Below are 16,689 nucleotides of genomic sequence, written 5' to 3'. Positions count from 1 at the left end.
CCTTGACGGCCTTGACGGTCATGACGACCCTCGCGGCCGACCACGTTGACGCAGAGGAGCGAGCCGTGACCCCGCGCACCAGGACCGCCCCCGACGTCGACGCCCTGACCGATGCCGTCCGCGTACGGGTGCTCGCCCGCCAGGCCGAGCTCCGCGCCCAGGGTCGAGATCTCGACCTGAGCGAGGTCGAGGAGCTCGCCGACCGCATGCTCGCGGCGTTGCCGACGGTCCACCCGCTCGACGAGCCACTCGGGCCGTTCTACGACACCGCCGGCCTCGTCGCGTGGCTGGGCATCTCCCGCCAGGCCTTGTTCGACCGCGTGCGCCGAGGCACCGTGCTGGCCTGCCGCACCTCGGACGGGCACCTGCTGTACCCCTCTCTCCAGTTCGGTCGCGCCGGTCAGGTCCGGCCAGGCGTCCAGGAGGCCGTGGGTGCCTTCACGCGGCGTGACATCGACGGCTGGACCGTCGGAACGTGGCTGACCACACCCACCGCCGTCTTCGAGGGTCACAGCGCCGTGGACTACCTCGTCGTGCACCGTTCCTCGGCCGCGGCGGTCCGGTGGGTCGCCCAGTGCGCCGTCGAGGACGCGGCCCGGTGGGCGGCCTGAGTGGCCGCGCGCGACACCACCGCACAGCGCCTGCCGCCAGCTTCGCTGACCGGTTTCCCCACCTACGAGATCACCGCCCTGACCGACCTCTTCCGGGCACACGACGCGCGTCGCTCACCGTGGTGGTTCGGCAACGACGGCGGTGGTCGGTTCGACCTGCAATCCCCGCGCGGCACGTGCTACGCCGCGCTCGACGCCGAGAGCGCGCTGCGTGAGCGGCTGGGGCCGGTACTCGGCGGCCGCACCCGGCTGCCCGAGTCCGCGCTGGTCGACGTGGTCGTGTCACGGCTGAGGCTGCCCGCGGCGCGCGACGTCGCCGACGTGCAGTCGCGTCGTGCGGTGCGGTTCGGGGTCACCCGCGAGCTGGAGAGCATGGTGCCGTATGCCGTGCCCCAGACGTGGGCTCGCGCCCTGGCCGCGACTGGGTTCGGGGGAGTGAAGTACGGCCCGCGGTTCACTCCGGGGGAGTGCAGCGCGGTCGGGCTCTTCGGGCCCGAAGGCGCTGCCGGGTGGCCTGAAGACACCGATCCCGTTCCAGCAGAACAGGTCTCGCCCGATCTGCACGCATGGCCCACGCCTCGACGGGCCGACGTGACCGTCGTGCGGCCGCCACGCACGCGCACCGTGAGGGGCTGAGGGGATCCCCCGAGGTGCGGCGCGGCATACGCCTCAGTCGTGCGCGGCGGTGACCGCCGGTCCGTGGTTCCACACCCGGATGGCGGGCACCTCGCGCTCGAACTGCAGGACACTGACGGACCCTGCGTCAAGGAGCAGCTGGGCGCCCATGCGCGGCTCCTGACGCATGAAGACCGTGGCGAGGACCCGCAGGCAGTGGCCGTGGCCGACGAGAGCCACGTCGCCGTCGGCCATGGCTGCGACGGCACGCTGCACCACCCGTGATGCGCGGGCCGCGACCTCCTCCACGGTCTCACCCGGAGTCTGGCCGGGCGGGACGCCGTTCTCGAACACGGTCCAGTCGTAGCCCAGCTCGGCACGGATCTGTGGTGTGGTCAGACCCTCGTAGCCGCCGTAGTCCCACTCGAGCAGGTCGTCGTCGAGCTGGGGCGTGAGCCCGGCAAGGGCCGCGCTGCGACGGGCGCGCTCGAGCGGCGACGCGAGTGCCAGGACGAAGTCGTACGACCCGAGCAAGGCGCCCGCAGCCCTGGCCAACTGCTCACCGTGCTCGGTGAGCGGGATGTCGGTGCGGCCGGTGTGGCGCCCGGTCTTGGACCACTGCGTCTCACCGTGGCGCAGGAGGACCAGACGACCGGTGGGCACGGCAGGCGTGCGTGGCTGAGAGGTCACCGGCTCAGCATGGCAGAGTGGGCCGGTGACCTCCTCGCCGTTGCGGTACCGGTTGCTCAACGTCTTCGCCCAGCCCGACGACCCGTTCTCGGGCAACCCGCTGTGCGTGTTCGAGGACGGCTCGGGTTTGTCCGAGCACCACCTGCAAGCCCTGGCCCGGCAGTTCAACCTGTCGGAGACGACCTTCCTCGTAGAGCCCCAAGGCGGCGCAGACGTCGGAGTGCGGATCTTCACCCCCCACTACGAGATGGCGTTCGCCGGCCACCCGACGCTGGGCAGCGCAGCCGTGGCACGCGAGCTGGCCCGCGGCGGTGACCTCGTGAGGCTGTCGATGCCGGCGGGGGTGATCCCGGTGACGGCGGACGGGCCCGACTGGACGCTCACGGCCCGACCCGGTGTCGTCGGGCCTGCGTACGACGTCGCCGACATCGCTGCCGCGGTGGGTCTTCGCGCGGACGAGCTCGTCGGACCGGTGCACGAGGTCAGCACGGGCAGTGCCCAGGTGATCGCCCAGGCCGCCTCGGTCGAAGCGATCCACCGTGCCGTCGGCGACGCCGCGCTCATGCGCCGGTATGCCGGGATGGGCACCAGGGGAGGGGAGACCCTGGTCTACCTCTGGTGCGAGACCGGCGACGGCACCATCGAGGCTCGCGCCCTGTTCACCCAGGGCAGTGCCGCGATCGAGGACCCGGCAACGGGCTCAGCCTGCTCGAACCTCGGCGCGTGGCTGGCCTCAGTGGGCCGATCGGGGGAGTGGTCGGTCGCCCAGGGGTCCCAGGTGGACCGTCCCTCGACGCTGCGACTGGCGGTCAGCGACGACGGAGTCGTGACGGTGGGTGGGCTCGTCCGCCAGGTCGGTTGGGGCGAGGTCGAGCTGTAGTGCCCAGCTACATCGCATTCCTGCGGGCCGTCAACGTCGGCAAGCGCCAGCTCAAGATGGCCGATGCGCGAAAGGTCCTGGAGACCAACGGTTTCAGTGGCGTCGAGTCCTACATCCAGACGGGCAACCTGCGGGTCACGACACCGATGCGCAGTGTGACCAAGGTCGAGGCAGAGATCGGGCGCGTCCTCAGCGCACATGCGGGTTTCGAGATCGTGGCCATCGTCCGGACCCCCGCGGAGCTGCCGGCGCTGGTCAGGACGGTCGACGGCATACCGGAGTCCGTGACCCACGAGAGCAGCCGTTACGTGAGCTTCTGCCTGAGCGCACCTGCGGTTGAGCGCACAGACCAGCTGCACACGTGGGATGCCGCCGGTGAGCATGCTCGGGTGATCGGCAAGGATGTGCTCATGGAGTTCGGGGTGCCGTTCAACGAGGTGAAGCTCACCGGTGCCCGCATCGAGAGGATTCTCGGGGTGCCCGGCACTGCGCGAAACCTCACCGTCGTCCGCGCCTTGGCGCAGAAGTGGGGAGCCTGATGGCTGAAGAGACCGGTGGCACCGGACTGGGACATCGCTCGGTCAGCATGGAGCGCGTGTCCAAGGGTGTCTACGAGGTGACCAACGTCCGAGGCGGGACGATCCGCATCGGCGGCGGCGACGGCGAGGAGTTCACGCCGGTCGAGCTGCTGCTCACCGCGATCGCGGGGTGTTCGGCGGTCGACGTCGACTTCATCACGAGCAAGCGCGCCGAGCCGGAGTCGTTCGTCGCGACCGCGTCGGGCGAGAAGCTGCGTGACGACGCGGGCAACCACCTCGGCGACCTCCAGGTGCGGTTCTCGGTGACGTTCCCGGACGGTGACGCAGGCGACCGGGCACGGGAGATGCTGCCCAAGGCCATCGCCATGTCCCACGACCGGCTCTGCACGGTGAGCCGCACGGTCGAGCTCGGCACCCCGATCGACACGGCTGCGGCGCCGGACTAGGTCCTCGCCACGTCGTAGTGCAGGAAGACCACGCCGTCGATCAGGCGCTCCTCGCGCAGGTCGAGCTGGAGGCGATGGTTGCGGGGGAGCGCAGGGGTCCCGCCGCCTACCGAGACCGGGGTGAGGAACAGGCTGACCTCGTCGACGAGTCCGGCCTCGAGCGCGACGGCAGCAAGGGTCGGGCCGCCGATGCTCAGGTCGGCTGGGGCTTCCTGCTTGAGGCGCTGGACCGCCGCGACGTCGAACTGCCGCAGCAGCTCGGTCCGCGGGGTGTCGACGTCAGCCAGGGTCGTCGAGTACACCGACTTGTCAGCCGCCTGCCAGATGCGGCGGTAGTCCGAAGTGACGGACGACGGGTCGTCCTCGGCGTCCGCCTCGGCCCAGAACCGCATCACCTCGTACATGCGCCGCCCGTAGAGGTAGGTCCCGACGCTGCGTTCGCGGTCGTTCACGAACGCGTGGACCGCCTCGGTGGGAGCGGCCCAGTCGAACCGCCCCTGCGCGTCGACGACGTAGCCGTCGAGCGAGGCGATGGCCGAGTAGCGCAGCCTCGCCTGCGGCATGGGCTCAGGCGACCTTGCTGCGCGCCGACTCGAAGGCGCGCACGCAGGCCCGCACGTCCTCCTCGGAGTGCCCGGCCGACAGCTGGACCCTGATGCGTGCCTTGCCTTGGGGGACAACGGGATAGGAGAACGCGATGACGTACACGCCCTCGTCGAGCATGACCTCCGCGACCTCGGCGGCCTGGCGCGCGCCGTCTTCGCCGGGGAACATGACCGGCGTGATGGGGTGTTCGCCGGGCAGCAGGTCGAAGCCGGCGGCCGTCATGAGCTCGCGGAACAAGCGCGGTGTTGGAGCGCAGCCTCGAGCGTGCCTCCTTCGAACCGGCCGCGATCTCGAGCGCCTTGAGCGACCCCGCGGCAACAGTGGGTGCGACGGCGTTCGAGAAGAGGTAGGGGCGCGATCGCTGACGCAGCAGGTCGACGATCTCCTGGTGGGCGCTGACGTACCCACCGGACGCGCCGCCCAGGGCCTTCCCGAGGGTGCCGGTGAGGATGTCGACGCGGTCCATGACCCCGAACCGCTCCGGCGTGCCACGGCCGCCGTCACCCACGAACCCGACTGCGTGGCTGTCGTCGACCATGACCATGGCCTCGTACTCGTCGGCGAGGTCGCAGATCTGGTCCAGCGGTGCGAGGTAGCCGTCCATGGAGAACACCCCGTCGGTGACGATCACGGTGCGTCGGGCCCCCGCCGTCCGCGCCGCCTCCAGCTGGGTGCGCAGGTCCGCCATGTCGGCGTTGCGGTAGCGGTACCGCCCAGCCTTGGACAGCCGTATGCCGTCGATGAGCGACGCGTGGTTGAGCTCGTCGGAGATGATGGCGTCCTCGGCCCCGAAGAGCACCTCGAACACGCCGCCGTTGGCGTCGAAGCAGGACGAGTAGAGGATCGTGTCCTGCATCTGCAGGAAGTCCGAGATGGCGTGCTCCAGCCGCTTGTGGAGCTCCTGGGTGCCGCAGATGAAGCGGACGCTGGCCATGCCGAAACCCCACTCCTGCAAGGCCTGTGCGGCGGCGGCCTCGACCTCGGGGTGGTCCGAGAGGCCGAGGTAGTTGTTCGCGCAGAAGTTGAGCGCCTCGTTCGTTCCCGTCGTGATGTGGGCGGACTGCGGTGAGCTCAGCTCGCGCTCACGCTTGTAGAGGCCGGCCTCCTCGATCTCGCGGAGGGTGGTCGCCAGACCGTCCTTGACCGTTCCGTACATGCGTTCAGCTCCAATCCATGATGACCTTGCCGCACTGGCCCGAACGGGCCGCGGCGAAGGCGTCCTGCCACTGCTCGGCCGGGAAGCGGTGGGTGATGACCGAGGCGATCCGGTCACGCAGCACCGCCGAGTTCCCGAGCATCGAGCTCATGGCGTACCAGGTGTCGTACATCTCGCGCCCGTAGATCCCCTTGATCGTGATCATGTGCGTGATGACGCGGCCCCAGTCGATCGGGAACGGGTCCTTCGGCAGGCCCAGCATGGCCACCCGGCCACCGTGGTTCATGTTCGCGAGCATGTCCTCGACGGCGCTGGGGACACCCGACATCTCCAGACCCACGTCGAAGCCCTCCTTCATGCCGAGGGTGTCCATGGCCTCCCGCAGGTCGCTCGTGGCCGCATTCACCACGAGGTCGGCCCCCGCGTTCTTGGCGAGGTCGAGGCGGTAGTCGCTGACGTCCGTCACCACCACATGGCGCGCGCCCACATGGCGGGCCAGCGCCGCTGCCATGACCCCGATGGGTCCCGCACCCGTGATGACCACGTCCTCGCCTGCCATGGGGAAGGAGAGGGCAGTGTGCGTGGCGTTGCCGAGGGGGTCGAACACCGCCGCCAGGTCGGGGTCGAGGTCGTCCGGCTGCACCCACACGTTGGAGGCAGGCAGCACCACGTAGTCGGCGAAGGCACCGTCGCGGTTGACGCCGATTCCCTTGGTGTGGATGCACATGTGGCGCCGACCTGCGCGGCAGTTGCGACACGTCCCGCACACGATGTGGCCTTCGCCCGAGGCCCGCTGGCCCACGCGCACCGACTCGACGTCCTCGCCGACCTCGACGACCTCGCCGTAGAACTCGTGTCCGATCGTCATCGGCGGGTGCACGGTCGAGGCGGCCCAGTCGTCCCACTGCTCCAGGTGCAGGTCCGTCCCGCACAGGCCCGTGCGCAGGACGCGGATCTTGACGTCGGTGGGTCCGGGCTGGGGCTCAGGGACGTCCCTGAGCTCGAGACCGGGGCCAGCATGGGTCTTCACGAGAGCGCGCACCCGCCCAACATACTGGGCGGGCATAGGCTCGACGCATGGCCCGCTACCTCGACGTGCATCCGGTGGATCCGCAGCCCCGTGCCATCGCCCAAGCGGTCGAGCTGGTGCGCGGGGGAGGCCTGCTGGCCTATCCCACGGACTCCGGCTATGCCTTGGGCTGCGCCCTCGGGAACCAGGAGGGCAAGGACCGGATCGTGCGCATCCGTCAGCTCGACGCGCGCCACCACTTCACGCTCGTCTGCCGCGACTTCGCCCAGCTGGGCCAGCTCGTGCACATCGACAACTCGGTGTTCCGGGCGATCAAGGCGGCGACCCCGGGCAGCTACACGTTCATCCTGCCCGCGACCAAGGACGTGCCCCGCCGTCTCCTGCACCCCAAGAAGAAGACTGTGGGCGTCCGTATCCCCGACCACCCGGTGGTGCAGGCGCTGCTGGCCGAGCTGGGCGAGCCGCTGCTGTCGAGCACGCTGATCCTGCCGGGTGAGGAGGACCCCATGACCGAGGGCTGGCTGGTCAAGGAGGAGCTCGACCACCAGGTCGACGCGGTGATCGACTCGGGGGAGTGCGGCATCGAGCCGACGACGGTCGTGGACTTCGCCGACGGGGCGCCTGAAGTGGTGCGGCGCGGTGCCGGGGACCCCACGCCGTTCATGTGACCGTTGACCGGCTGAGCAGGGCCCGGAGCCGCACGGCGTCGTGCGGTGCGCGGCCGTCCGCATCGTTGTCGAAGTACACGAAGACGTCGTGGCCCAGGTCGAGCCAGTCGTCGAGCCGGGCACCCCACCGCTGGAGCGATGCGTCGGTGTAGCCGCCGGCATAGAGCCGCTCCTCGCCGTGCAGCCGGACGTAGTGGAAGTCCGTGGTGGAGTCACCCATCTGCGGCCAGCGGCCCGCGGTGTCGGCCACGACCATGGCGACGCCGTGAGCGCGCAGGACCTCACGAGCCGCATCGCAGTCGAACGAGGTATGCCGTGGCTCGAGGGCGTGCCGCAGCGGCTGCTCGGTCTCCGCGCTGGTCAGCGCGCGGCCCTCGGGGACCTTGTCGTCGTGGCGCTGCGCCAGTCGGGCGGCGTCCTGGGTCGTCCGGGGGAGCCGACCCAGGAAGTCGTCGAGGACGGTCGCGTCGAACTCGACGCGCTCAGGGAGCTGCCAGAGCACCGGCCCGAGCATCGGCCCGAGCGCCAACGGGCCGGAGGCGAAGAAGTTCGCCAGCGCCGTGTCCACGCCCTGGAGCCGCTTGAGATGGGTGATGAACCGCCCGCCCTTGACCGCGAACACGAAGTCCTCCGGCACGGCGGCGCGCCACGCGGCATACGACGTCGGTCGCTGCAGGGAGTAGAAGGAGCCGTTGATCTCCACCGAGTTGAGCTGCTGCCCGAGGTAGGCCAGCTCGTCGCGCTGGCGCAGACCGGCGGGGTAGAAGTCGCCGCGCCAGCGTGGATAGCGCCAGCCGGAGACGCCGATCCGGGCCTGCGGCACCTGAGCCACCAGGGCCTACATCTCCTCGTGCGTGTCGGGGTCGCCCCCGAAGAGGCGGCCGTCCGGCCTGGCCAGACCGGTGATCGCCGCCATCTGCGCGTCGCTCAGCTCGAACCCGGCCACGTCGAGGTTCGCCCGCTGGCGCTGCGGTGCCGCGGACTTCGGTAGCGGCATCGACCCGAGCTGGACGTGCCAGCGCAGGATGACCTGACCGGGGGAGACCGCGTGGGCGGCCGCCGCGTCGGCCACGGGCGGCTCGTCGAACGGCGCCTGCCGCTTGCCCAGGGGACTCCAGGCCTGCGTGCGGATGCCGAGCTGGTCGTGGACCTCGCGCAGGTGCTGCTGCGGGAAGTACGGATGCAGCTCGATCTGGTTGAGCGCTGGGGTCACGCCGGTCTCCGCGATGACACGGCGGAGGTGCTCCTCGGTGAAGTTGCTGACGCCCACGGTGCGCACCAGCCCCTCGCGCTGGGCCTCGACGAGGGCCTCCCACGCCTCGACGAAGAGCCCCTGGCTCGGGTTGGGCCAGTGGATGAGCCCGACATCGATCTGCTCGACCTGGAGGCGGTCGGCGGAGTCCCGCAGGGACTGCAGCGCCAGGGACCTGGCATGGAAGCGCCCGGGGATCTTCGTGGCGATCCGGACCTCGTCGCGAGGCACCCCCGAACGCTTGAGCGCCTCACCGACCTCCGCCTCGTTCTCGTAGTTCACCGCGCTGTCGAGGTAGCGGTAGCCCGCTTCGAGCGCGCTCACGATCGCGGCGATGCCGTCCGAGCCCCGCAGGGGGTAGGTGCCGAACCCGATGGCAGGCACGAAGGAGCCGTCGTTCAGCTGGTATGCCGTGGTGTCAGGTCGCATGCCCTCCACCGTAGGGCTGTGGCCGGTGAGCCACGACCCGGGGCGGCCCGGGGCGGCATACCGGCTCGTCTTGAATGCGAGACCAAAGCAGCCCCTTTGCCATCGCCCCGCCCCGTGCGGGCCCGTTTGATGAAGGGCATGACATCACCACAGACCACGCGACTGAGGTCGCAGCTGTTGCGGCGCAAGCCCTCTGGGGACCGGGCGCCAGCGCAACCCGGGCCGGCGCTCGCGCGGACGATCGGCACGTTCCAGCTGACGATGTTCGGGGTCGGGGCCACGGTCGGCACCGGCATCTTCTTCGTGCTCCAGGAGGCCGTGCCCCACGCCGGCCCTGCGGTCATCGTGTCCTTCCTCGTCGCAGGCCTGGGGGCCGGCTTGTCGGCGCTGTGCTACGCCGAGCTGGCCAGTGCGATCCCGGCCAGTGGCTCCACGTACTCGTACGCCTACCACGCCTTGGGCGAGCTGGTCGCGATGGTCATCGCGGCCTGCGTCATGCTCGAGTACGGGGTCTCCGGCGCGGCGGTGGCCGTGGGGTGGTCGGGGTACTTCAACGAGCTGCTGCACAACCTCTTCGGGTTCCAGCTGCCGGACGCGTTGTCCTACTCACCAGTTCCGTTCGAGGACCACACGACCGGTCTGGTGAACCTGCCAGCCGTGGTCCTGGTGTTGCTCTGCATGGTCCTGCTCGTCCGAGGGGCCAGCGAGTCCGCCCGGGTCAACACGATCATGGTCGTCATCAAGCTGGCGGTCCTGGGGATGTTCGTGATCATCGGCCTGACCGCGTTCAACCGCGAGCACTTCGCAGGGTTCTGGGCCGCGGGTCCCGCCGGGATCAGCGCGGCCGCCGGCACGATCTTCTTTTCGTTCATCGGCCTGGATGCCGTGTCGACCGCGGGAGAGGAGGTCAAGGAGCCTCAGCGGGCACTCCCGCGCGCCATCATGGGCGCCCTCGTGGTCGTCGTCACGGTCTACGTGCTCGTCGCGGTGGCCGGAGTCGGCAGCCAGCCGGTGGCGCGGTTCTCCGACCCGGCACAGCAGCACGCCGGCCTTGCGGTGATCCTCAAGAACATCACGGGCTCCGAGGTGCCGGCGACCATCCTCGCCGCGGGTGCGGTCATCTCGATCTTCTCCGTCACCTTGGTGTGCCTCTACGGCCAGACGCGGATCCTGTTCGCGATGGGGCGCGACGGCATGTTGCCCGACCGTTTCGCGAGCGTGAACCCGCGCACCTTGACTCCCTCGTTCAACACCGTCGCCGTGGCCGTCGTGGTGGCCCTCATCGCCGGCTTCGTCCCCTCCGGATACCTGTGGGACACGATCTCGATCGGGACGCTGTGCGCCTTCGTCGTCGTCGCCCTCGGGGTGGTCATCATGCGCAGGCGCAGCCCGGACCTGCACCGCCCGTTCAAGGTGCCGGGGTACCCAGTCACGCCCGTGCTGACGATCGCCGTCTGCCTCTACATCATGAGCGGGCTGGCTGCGGTGACCTGGGTCATCTTCGGCTGCTGGCTCGCGCTCGTGGTCGCCTTCTACCTCGTGTGGGGGCGGCACCACTCACGGCTCGAGACCCACGCGGATGGCTCGATGGCAGCCCCGGCTCCGGGGGAGTCGCGGTGACAATCCTCGCCGGATACGCACCGGAGAAGCGCGATGTCTCGGCGATCGCCCTGGCAGCGGCCCTCGCGCGTCCGAGCGGTGAGGAGGTTCTCGTGGTCAGCGTGGTCCCCTCCGCGTGGACCATCCCCACGATCGGTGGATCCGACCGGGAGTTCGCGCGATGGTCGCGCCAGCGCGGGGCCAAGGCCGTCGCCGAGGCCACCATGGCCATCGAAGACATCTGCCCGGACCTCGATGCCACAGTCGTCATGGTGGACGGCCGGTCGGTACCCGGTGCCTTGCTGTCCGAGGCGAGTCGGGTGGGGGCTAGCGTGATCGCCGTGGGATCGGGACAGGGCGGATCGTGGGGCCGCGTGGTGCTGAACTCCACAGCCGACCGACTGCTCCACTCCTCGACGGTGCCCGTGGCCGTTGCATCTCGTGGATACCGTTCCGGCTCGAGCGATTCGGGCGCCGCGAGCGACTCAAGCGGGGTCACGAGCGGGATCTCTCGCGTCTCGTTCGCGTTCCGGGGTGACCCGCCGTCGGTCAGGGCGTTGGCGGCCACGGCCGACTTCGCGGCCCGGCTCGGGGCCCGACTGCGCGTGGTGACCTTCGGCGTGCGCGGCCGGACGATGCATCCGCCGCGGGTCAGCGCAGCCGAGGACATGGTCCTCGCGGAGTTCATCGCCCGATCCGAGTCGGCCCAGGCTGACGCGGTGGCCAGCCTGGGCGACGCCGCGGCTCCGGTCGAGGACCGCGTCGTCGCCGTGGGTCGGGACTGGGCGCAGGCCCTGGATCGCGCCGGCTGGCAGGCCGGTGACCTGTTGGTCGTGGGGTCATCGGAAGCAGGTCTCATGACGAGGGTGTTCCTCGGGTCGAGCGCGACGCGGATCGTGCGTCACTCACCAGTCCCGGTCGTGGTCGTTCCGTGAGACTGATCCGCCTGGCGGACCGCCCCGTCACCGCTTGGCGCAACGGTGGCGGGCAGACCCGAGTCGTGGCGCAGGGGGCCAGCCGAGGCCGACCTCGACCTGTTCAGCTGGCGCCTCAGCGTCGCGCAGGTCGACCGGTCGGGGCCGTTCTCGGCCTACCCGGGGGTCGAGCGCCAGCTCATCCTGGCCGGTGGCGAGTCCCTGACCCTCATCGTCGAAGGTCGGCGGCAGGTCCTGCGTCCGGGCGGCGTGACGGCGTTCGACGGGGGAGCGCGGGTGTCATGCGAGGTGACGGGCGGCCCGGTGACCGCGGTCAACCTGATGACCCGCCCGGACCGGGTCGTCGCGCAGGTGCGGATCGAGGACGCAGCGGCCGGACTCATCGTGGGATCGTCGTCGGCGTCGGGGTCATTCGGATCGTCGGAGGTCCTCGTGGTCGCCTTGACGCGGCATACGACGCTGGGCGGTGGAGGCGACGCGCTCGACCTTCTGGACACCGCCTGGCTCCGCGCGGGCGAGCAGCGTGAGGTCCGCGGTGGCGCGGTGGCCGTCATCACCGTGCGGCCTCAGTAGGTCTGATCCTCGACCTGCGCGCTCGGGGCATGACGTCGCAACGAGTCGATGCCGTTCAGGGCCGCGGCCTTCGTGAGGTAGCCGTTGCTCATGGCGATGACCTGACCGTTGGCGGCCTTGAGCCGGAAACGGAACGTGCCGGCGTCGTCCCTGAACAAGCTCCAGCTTGCCCGCCACGGACCTCAGCTCCCGTCGAACCCCCGGTGCTCGAACCCACCGGCCTGGGCCCTCACTGAGTAGGACTCCTCGGAGCGGATTCGGTGACGTGACCTCAGTCCTGCGGCACGAGTACGCCGCCGCGCTTGTACGCGCGCAGCAGCGGCGTCGCCGTCACCCGATCGGCGCCTGCGCCCCAGTAGTGGTCTGCCAGGAGGGTGCGCAGGCCGTCGAGGTCGGCGGTGGTGACGTCGACCAGGAGCTGGTCGTCCCCGGCCAGGAACGCGCAGTAACGCACCAGCGGCGACGCCACCAAGGCCCGCCCGAGCTCGGGCGCTCGTGAGGGGTGGACCCGGATCCAGACCAGGGTCTCCACGGGGAGTCCGACCAGCGCTGGTTCCACCACCGCGCGGATGCGGAGCACGCCGCGGGTGGTGAGCTGCTCGATCCGGCGGCGGGCGGTCGCGTCAGAACAGTCGAGAAGGGCGGCGACGGCCTGCAGGGGCGTCCGGCCGTCGGCAACCAGGGCATCCACGAGCGCACGGTCCACCGCATCGAGGTGCAGGCCGGGCTGGTGCCCCGTCGGCGCCAGGTTCGTGCCGCCGAGAGCGCGGAGCTCCTGGTCGGCGAGCAGGCCGGGGGACCATTCGGCCACCGTCCGGTAGTACTCCAGCGCGGAGGCGGTACGGACCTCCTCGACTCCGTCGAGGGTCGGCAGGTCCTCGAGCACGAAAGGGGCGAGGTCGGCGTAGTCGAGCATCACCTCGACCACGACCTCGGGGCCTTGGCCCACGGCATAGACGAAGACCGTCTCGGGCCGGGCGGCCAGACGTTCCGCCACTGACGCCACCATGCCGGGACGGCAGCGCACCCTGACGATGTGGGTCGGGTCGGTGTTGGGCAGCCCGACCACCTGGACCGTGCGGTCCTCCAGCAGCGCCGCGCCGCGTCGCGCCACCGTGCGCACCGGCTCGCCCAGCGCTTCCGCGATCTTGCGCCACGACGCCCGACCGTCGACCTGGAGGGCGCCCACGATGCGCAGCGACAACGGGTCAAGGGCTCGGGTCGACACCGCGTCAGTATCGGGCACCGGATGCCTCCTCAGTGGCTCGTTTCGCTATCGCCGTCCCTGTGGCGGCCCATTCAAGAATCCACGACATATCTATTGACGCATTCAGTCAATCAGGTGTTCAGTATGGCTCAAACCTTCCAACGCCACCGACACATCGGCGTGTCGCCGCCACCGCGACGCGTCCGCCCGAGGAGCTCCCGTGGTCGACAGCCTGACCGAGGCCACCGCGCGCGACCTGGTCCGCGGCCAGCAGTGCGGCGAGTTCAGCGCCCGCGAAGTCCTCGCGGCCCACCTCGAGCGCATCGACGACGTCAACCCGATCGTCAACGCGGTGGTGACCCTGGACCGCGACGGTGCGCAGCGCGCAGCGAGGGACGCAGACCGCGAAGCCGCGGTGTGCCGTGCCGCGGGTGAAGCGCTCGACCTACTCCATGGCCTCCCGATCGCCTTCAAGGACTCGCATGCGACTGCTGGACTGCGAACGACCTACGGCTCACCCCTGTATGCCGACTACGTGCCGGCGCAGGACGACGAGATCGTCCGTCGCATCCAGGACGCCGGGGCGGTTCGGGTGGGCAAGACCAACGTCCCCGAGTTCGCAGCCGGGTCCCACACGTTCAACGAGGTCTTCGGCGCCACCCACAATCCGTATGCGATCGGGCGGACGGCCGGCGGGAGCAGCGGTGGTGCCGCGGCGGCGCTGGCGGCGCGGATGCAGCCCATCGCCGACGGCAGCGACATGGGCGGATCCCTGCGCAACCCGGCCGCGATGTGCAACGTCGTGGGGCTCCGCCCGACCCCCGGACTCGTGCCCGACCCGACGGCAGGCGTGGGCTTCTCGCCCCTCACCGTGTCTGGCCCGATGGGCCGCACCGTGGACGACGTCGCGCTGCTCCTCGCCGTCATCTCGGGCGCGCATCGCGCCGACCCACTCTCGTTCAGCGGCCGCGGGCTCCCAGCCGGACCGGTCGTGCCCGCTGACCTTCGCGGCCTACGCGTGGCCTGGGCTCCGACCCTCGGCGACCGGGTCGTCGTCGAGCGACAGGTGCTCGATGTCCTCGAGCCGGCGGTGAAGACCTTCAGCGAGCTGGGCGCAGATGTCGAGCCCGGTTGCCTCGACCTCGATGGAGCCGACGACGTCTTCCGGATCCTCCGTGCCGCAGAGTTCGACCTGCTCTGGGCAGACCAGCTCGCCCTGCACCCCGAGGCCTTCAAGCCTGACCTGGCCTGGAACATCCGTCAGGCGAACGGCCGCACCGGCCGCGAGGTGATGCGGGCGTGGGCCGAGCTCACGCGACTCCAGCGGGCAGCGCACGCCTTCTTCGACGCCTACGACGTCCTGCTGGCCCCGGTCAGCCAGGTCGCGCCGTTCCCCGTCGAACAAGCCCTGGCCCCGGGTCATCGAGGGTGAGGTCCAGGACACCTACCTGGACTGGATGGCCGCCAGCTACCTGATCACCCCCCTCGGCACACCGGCGATCTCGGTGCCCGCGGGGTTCACCCCCGAAGGCCTTCCCGTCGGTCTGCAGATCGTGACCCGAGCCCGCACCGACTCCACCCTTCTGCGCATCGCCGCCGCCTTCGAAGCAGCCACCGGCCACGGTCGCTGCACGCCCCGTCTCCAGGAGGTCACCTCGTGAACACCCTCGTCCGCCCGCCCGTGCTGGCCAGTCCGACGCGGCTCGCCATCACCGCCATCCCGATCGTCGGGTTCCTGGCGACACCGTTGCTGCCCTTCGTCAACCAGCCACGCCTGTGGCTCGGCGTCCCGTCCGTGCTCGTGTGGACCGCGCTCTGCGTCATCGGCACGGTCGTCGCCCTCCAGGTCGTCGAGGCGAGCTACCTGCGCGACGGGGGCGTTGCCGCCGACGCCGCCGAGCTGGCCGGTGCCGAGCTGGCCGGTGCCGAGCTCGCCGCCGAGCATGCCGCCGAGCGTGCCGCAGCCGACGAGGGGGTCGTCCGATGACCCTCACCATCTGCATCGTCGTGGGCATCGTCGGCCTCGGCGCGCTCGGTATGACGGGTCGGCGCAGCACGTCGATGGCGGAATGGACCGTCAACGGTCGCGGCTTCCAGCGCTGGACCTCCTGGTTCCTCCAGGCGGGAGACTCGCTGACGACCTTCAGCTTCCTTGGCCTCGCCGGCATCGCCTTCGGTGGCGGCGTCATCGGTGTGTTCGCACTGGCGTACCTGTCGATCTCCTCGATCGGTCTCTACTTCTGTGGCCCACGGATGCGCCAGCTCGGCCAGGACCGCGGCTATCTCACCCAGGCCGACTTCTTCGCCGACCGTTTCTCGAGCCCGGCCCTGGGCAGGGTCAGCGCCGTGGTCGGCGCAGTCTTCCTGCTGCCGTACCTGCAGCTGCAGATCACCGGCCTGGGGCTGGTCGTGGAGCTCGCCACGGGCAGCGAGTCAGGGCGCGGCCTGTCGATGGTCGTCGCCAGTGCCCTGGTCGTCATCTTCGTCGCGTGGTCCGGCATTCGGGGCATCGCCAGGGTCGCCGTGGTCAAGGACGTGCTGATGCTCGCGGCCCTGCTGATCGTGCTCGGCGGCGTCGTGTTCGGCATCGCCGGCATACCGGACACGTTCGCGCACATCAAGAGTGTCGGTCCCCAGCTCCTCGACTTCAGCCAGACCGGCTGGGACACGACGTTCTTCCTCACCGCCGTCATCGTGACCAGCATCGGTGCGGGGCTCAACACGTTCCCGCACCTGTGGCCGCCGGTCCTGGCCGCCAAGACGGGTGCGGTGCTGCGCAGCAACTACAAATGGCTCGCGCTCTACCAGCTGATGCTGTTCGTACCCATCTTCGTCGGGCTTGCCGCCACCAAGGTCCTTCCCGCCGACAAGGCGCCGAAGCACGTGCTGCTCAGCGTCGCGAAGCAGACCTTGCCGTCCTGGCTCGTGGCGGTCGTCGCGATCGCGGGCGCGTCAGCTGCCATGGTGCCGGCCGCCGCGATCGCGATGGGCATCTCCTCGCTGGTCTCGAAGAACCTGATCCGGGTGCGACGCGAGTCGCTCCAGCTGACGGTCAACCTTGCGGCCGTGGTCGGCGCCATCGCGCTCTCGCTGGTGCTCGGCCTGGCCAACTTCGACATCGCCTCGTTGCTCCTGCTCACCTACGGCGGTCTGACCCAGATGGCACCGGCCACCCTGATCGGGCTCGGGAAGCGCGTCAACGTCGGCGCCGTCCCCGTCATGCTCGGCATGGTCGTCGGTGTGGTCACGGTCGCCTGGATCACCTTCTTCGAGATCCCGATCGGCAGCTGGGACTCCGGGCTCATCGCGCTCGCGCCGAACCTCGCCGTGCTCGCTGTCGCTGAGCTCGTGCGGCGGCGTATGCCGTCGAAGGCCACGGTCGAGGAGCGACCGGCCCCTGCCACGGTGGAGGTGTGAGCCAAGTCCGCACCCGCCTTGGCGCGCCCGAGCTGG

General features: G+C 70.3%; 20 protein-coding genes and 1 pseudogene. 13 read left to right on the top strand and 8 right to left on the bottom strand.

What is annotated here, in order from left to right:
* The first annotated feature begins 65 nt into the window (after positions 1-65).
* Both GKE56_RS04960 and GKE56_RS04955 read left to right on the top strand, forming a co-directional pair.
* On the top strand, positions 66-611 hold the full coding sequence (locus tag GKE56_RS04960; protein WP_195908242.1) for a hypothetical protein: 546 nt from the start codon (positions 66-68) through the stop codon (positions 609-611).
* The gene (locus GKE56_RS04955) at positions 612-1,247 is read left to right on the top strand and encodes an RES family NAD+ phosphorylase (RefSeq protein WP_154683592.1); all 636 of its coding nucleotides are present in this window, start codon (positions 612-614) and stop codon (positions 1,245-1,247) included. It begins immediately after the preceding gene.
* 33 nt (positions 1,248-1,280) lie between these two features.
* On the opposite strand, the gene GKE56_RS04950 is transcribed toward GKE56_RS04955, so the two are convergent.
* A complete protein-coding gene (locus tag GKE56_RS04950; RefSeq protein WP_154683591.1) occupies positions 1,281-1,916 on the bottom strand; it encodes a histidine phosphatase family protein in 636 nt (211 codons plus the stop codon).
* Positions 1,917-1,941: 25 nt separating this feature from the next.
* Between GKE56_RS04950 and GKE56_RS04945 the strand changes: the two genes are divergently transcribed.
* The 3 genes from GKE56_RS04945 to GKE56_RS04935 are packed head-to-tail and all read left to right on the top strand — an operon-like array spanning position 1,942 to position 3,781.
* Positions 1,942-2,796 (top strand): PhzF family phenazine biosynthesis protein, encoded by an 855-nt coding sequence (locus tag GKE56_RS04945; RefSeq protein ID WP_154683590.1) that lies wholly within the window; start codon positions 1,942-1,944, stop codon positions 2,794-2,796.
* A complete protein-coding gene (locus tag GKE56_RS04940; protein WP_195908241.1) occupies positions 2,796-3,335 on the top strand; it encodes a DUF1697 domain-containing protein in 540 nt (179 codons plus the stop codon). The genes GKE56_RS04945 and GKE56_RS04940 overlap by 1 nt, the downstream gene beginning before the upstream one ends.
* A complete protein-coding gene (locus GKE56_RS04935; RefSeq protein WP_154683588.1) occupies positions 3,335-3,781 on the top strand; it encodes an OsmC family protein in 447 nt (148 codons plus the stop codon). Before GKE56_RS04940 ends, GKE56_RS04935 begins: the two co-directional genes overlap by 1 nt.
* On the opposite strand, the gene GKE56_RS04930 is transcribed toward GKE56_RS04935, so the two are convergent.
* The 3 genes and pseudogenes from GKE56_RS04930 to tdh form a co-directional block, all read right to left on the bottom strand.
* Complete coding sequence (locus GKE56_RS04930; protein WP_154683587.1) at positions 3,778-4,344, bottom strand: dihydrofolate reductase family protein; 567 nt, start codon at positions 4,342-4,344, stop codon at positions 3,778-3,780. The two genes, GKE56_RS04935 and GKE56_RS04930, sit on opposite strands and share 4 nt — an antisense overlap.
* Before the next feature lie 4 nt (positions 4,345-4,348).
* Positions 4,349-5,543 (bottom strand): annotated as a pseudogene (locus GKE56_RS04925) (glycine C-acetyltransferase).
* 4 nt (positions 5,544-5,547) lie between these two features.
* Positions 5,548-6,585: an L-threonine 3-dehydrogenase gene (gene tdh / locus GKE56_RS04920; RefSeq protein ID WP_154683586.1), complete on the bottom strand. Its 1,038-nt coding sequence runs from the start codon at positions 6,583-6,585 to the stop codon at positions 5,548-5,550.
* A gap of 35 nt (positions 6,586-6,620) precedes the next feature.
* Here tdh and GKE56_RS04915 point away from each other — a divergent pair, with 35 nt between their 5' ends.
* Entirely contained in the window at positions 6,621-7,241 is a 621-nt protein-coding gene (locus GKE56_RS04915) for an L-threonylcarbamoyladenylate synthase (RefSeq protein WP_154683585.1), read from the top strand.
* On the opposite strand, the gene GKE56_RS04910 is transcribed toward GKE56_RS04915, so the two are convergent.
* Together GKE56_RS04910 and GKE56_RS04905 are read right to left on the bottom strand one after the other, a co-directional pair.
* Positions 7,234-8,064 (bottom strand): DUF72 domain-containing protein, encoded by an 831-nt coding sequence (locus GKE56_RS04910; protein ID WP_154685630.1) that lies wholly within the window; start codon positions 8,062-8,064, stop codon positions 7,234-7,236. The two genes, GKE56_RS04915 and GKE56_RS04910, sit on opposite strands and share 8 nt — an antisense overlap.
* A gap of 15 nt (positions 8,065-8,079) precedes the next feature.
* Positions 8,080-8,922 carry an aldo/keto reductase gene (locus GKE56_RS04905; RefSeq protein WP_154683584.1) on the bottom strand — a complete coding sequence of 281 codons (843 nt, stop codon included), beginning with the start codon at positions 8,920-8,922 and terminating at the stop codon, positions 8,080-8,082.
* A gap of 138 nt (positions 8,923-9,060) precedes the next feature.
* Between GKE56_RS04905 and GKE56_RS04900 the strand changes: the two genes are divergently transcribed.
* From GKE56_RS04900 to GKE56_RS04890, 3 genes are read left to right on the top strand one after another with little or no spacing between them, the layout of a single operon-like run.
* A complete protein-coding gene (locus GKE56_RS04900) occupies positions 9,061-10,542 on the top strand; it encodes an amino acid permease (RefSeq protein ID WP_154683583.1) in 1,482 nt (493 codons plus the stop codon).
* Positions 10,539-11,456 carry a universal stress protein gene (locus GKE56_RS04895; protein WP_154683582.1) on the top strand — a complete coding sequence of 306 codons (918 nt, stop codon included), beginning with the start codon at positions 10,539-10,541 and terminating at the stop codon, positions 11,454-11,456. Before GKE56_RS04900 ends, GKE56_RS04895 begins: the two co-directional genes overlap by 4 nt.
* A 45-nt stretch (positions 11,457-11,501) precedes the next feature.
* Positions 11,502-12,029, top strand: a complete 528-nt coding sequence (locus GKE56_RS04890) for a HutD family protein (RefSeq protein WP_154683581.1) — start codon at positions 11,502-11,504, stop codon at positions 12,027-12,029.
* On the opposite strand, the gene GKE56_RS04885 is transcribed toward GKE56_RS04890, so the two are convergent.
* Complete coding sequence (locus GKE56_RS04885; RefSeq protein ID WP_154683580.1) at positions 12,023-12,187, bottom strand: YegP family protein; 165 nt, start codon at positions 12,185-12,187, stop codon at positions 12,023-12,025. The genes GKE56_RS04890 and GKE56_RS04885 overlap by 7 nt on opposite strands.
* A 113-nt stretch (positions 12,188-12,300) precedes the next feature.
* Positions 12,301-13,275, bottom strand: coding sequence for an Lrp/AsnC family transcriptional regulator (locus GKE56_RS04880; protein WP_195908240.1), 975 nt, complete (start codon positions 13,273-13,275; stop codon positions 12,301-12,303).
* Positions 13,276-13,456: 181 nt separating this feature from the next.
* Here GKE56_RS04880 and GKE56_RS04875 point away from each other — a divergent pair, with 181 nt between their 5' ends.
* The 4 genes from GKE56_RS04875 to GKE56_RS04865 are packed head-to-tail and all read left to right on the top strand — an operon-like array spanning position 13,457 to position 16,653.
* Positions 13,457-14,668: an amidase gene (locus tag GKE56_RS04875; RefSeq protein WP_255424979.1), complete on the top strand. Its 1,212-nt coding sequence runs from the start codon at positions 13,457-13,459 to the stop codon at positions 14,666-14,668.
* 25 nt (positions 14,669-14,693) lie between these two features.
* A complete protein-coding gene (locus GKE56_RS17805) occupies positions 14,694-14,897 on the top strand; it encodes an amidase family protein (RefSeq protein ID WP_255424978.1) in 204 nt (67 codons plus the stop codon).
* Entirely contained in the window at positions 14,894-15,223 is a 330-nt protein-coding gene (locus GKE56_RS04870) for a hypothetical protein (RefSeq protein WP_154683578.1), read from the top strand. The genes GKE56_RS17805 and GKE56_RS04870 overlap by 4 nt, the downstream gene beginning before the upstream one ends.
* Positions 15,220-16,653, top strand: coding sequence for a sodium:solute symporter (locus GKE56_RS04865; protein ID WP_154683577.1), 1,434 nt, complete (start codon positions 15,220-15,222; stop codon positions 16,651-16,653). Before GKE56_RS04870 ends, GKE56_RS04865 begins: the two co-directional genes overlap by 4 nt.
* The last annotated feature ends 36 nt before the right edge of the window (positions 16,654-16,689 follow it).

This window comes from Nostocoides sp. HKS02, assembly GCF_009707485.1.
In the GTDB taxonomy this organism is placed as follows: domain Bacteria; phylum Actinomycetota; class Actinomycetes; order Actinomycetales; family Dermatophilaceae; genus Pedococcus.
Note: the sequence above shows the minus strand (reverse complement) of the source record. Positions and strands in the feature narration are given on the sequence as shown.

Excerpts from the sequence above, each read along its gene's own strand:
- GKE56_RS04935 (WP_154683588.1), top strand. The coding sequence starts at position 3,335 with ATGGCTGAAGAGACCGGTGGCACCGGACTGGGACATCGCTCGGTCAGC.
- GKE56_RS04930 (WP_154683587.1), bottom strand. The coding sequence starts at position 4,344 with ATGCCGCAGGCGAGGCTGCGCTACTCGGCCATCGCCTCGCTCGACGGC.
- GKE56_RS04915 (WP_154683585.1), top strand. The coding sequence starts at position 6,621 with ATGGCCCGCTACCTCGACGTGCATCCGGTGGATCCGCAGCCCCGTGCC.
- GKE56_RS04905 (WP_154683584.1), bottom strand. The coding sequence starts at position 8,922 with ATGCGACCTGACACCACGGCATACCAGCTGAACGACGGCTCCTTCGTG.
- GKE56_RS04900 (WP_154683583.1), top strand. The coding sequence starts at position 9,061 with ATGACATCACCACAGACCACGCGACTGAGGTCGCAGCTGTTGCGGCGC.
- GKE56_RS17805 (WP_255424978.1), top strand. The coding sequence starts at position 14,694 with ATGGCCGCCAGCTACCTGATCACCCCCCTCGGCACACCGGCGATCTCG.
- GKE56_RS04865 (WP_154683577.1), top strand. The coding sequence starts at position 15,220 with ATGACCCTCACCATCTGCATCGTCGTGGGCATCGTCGGCCTCGGCGCG.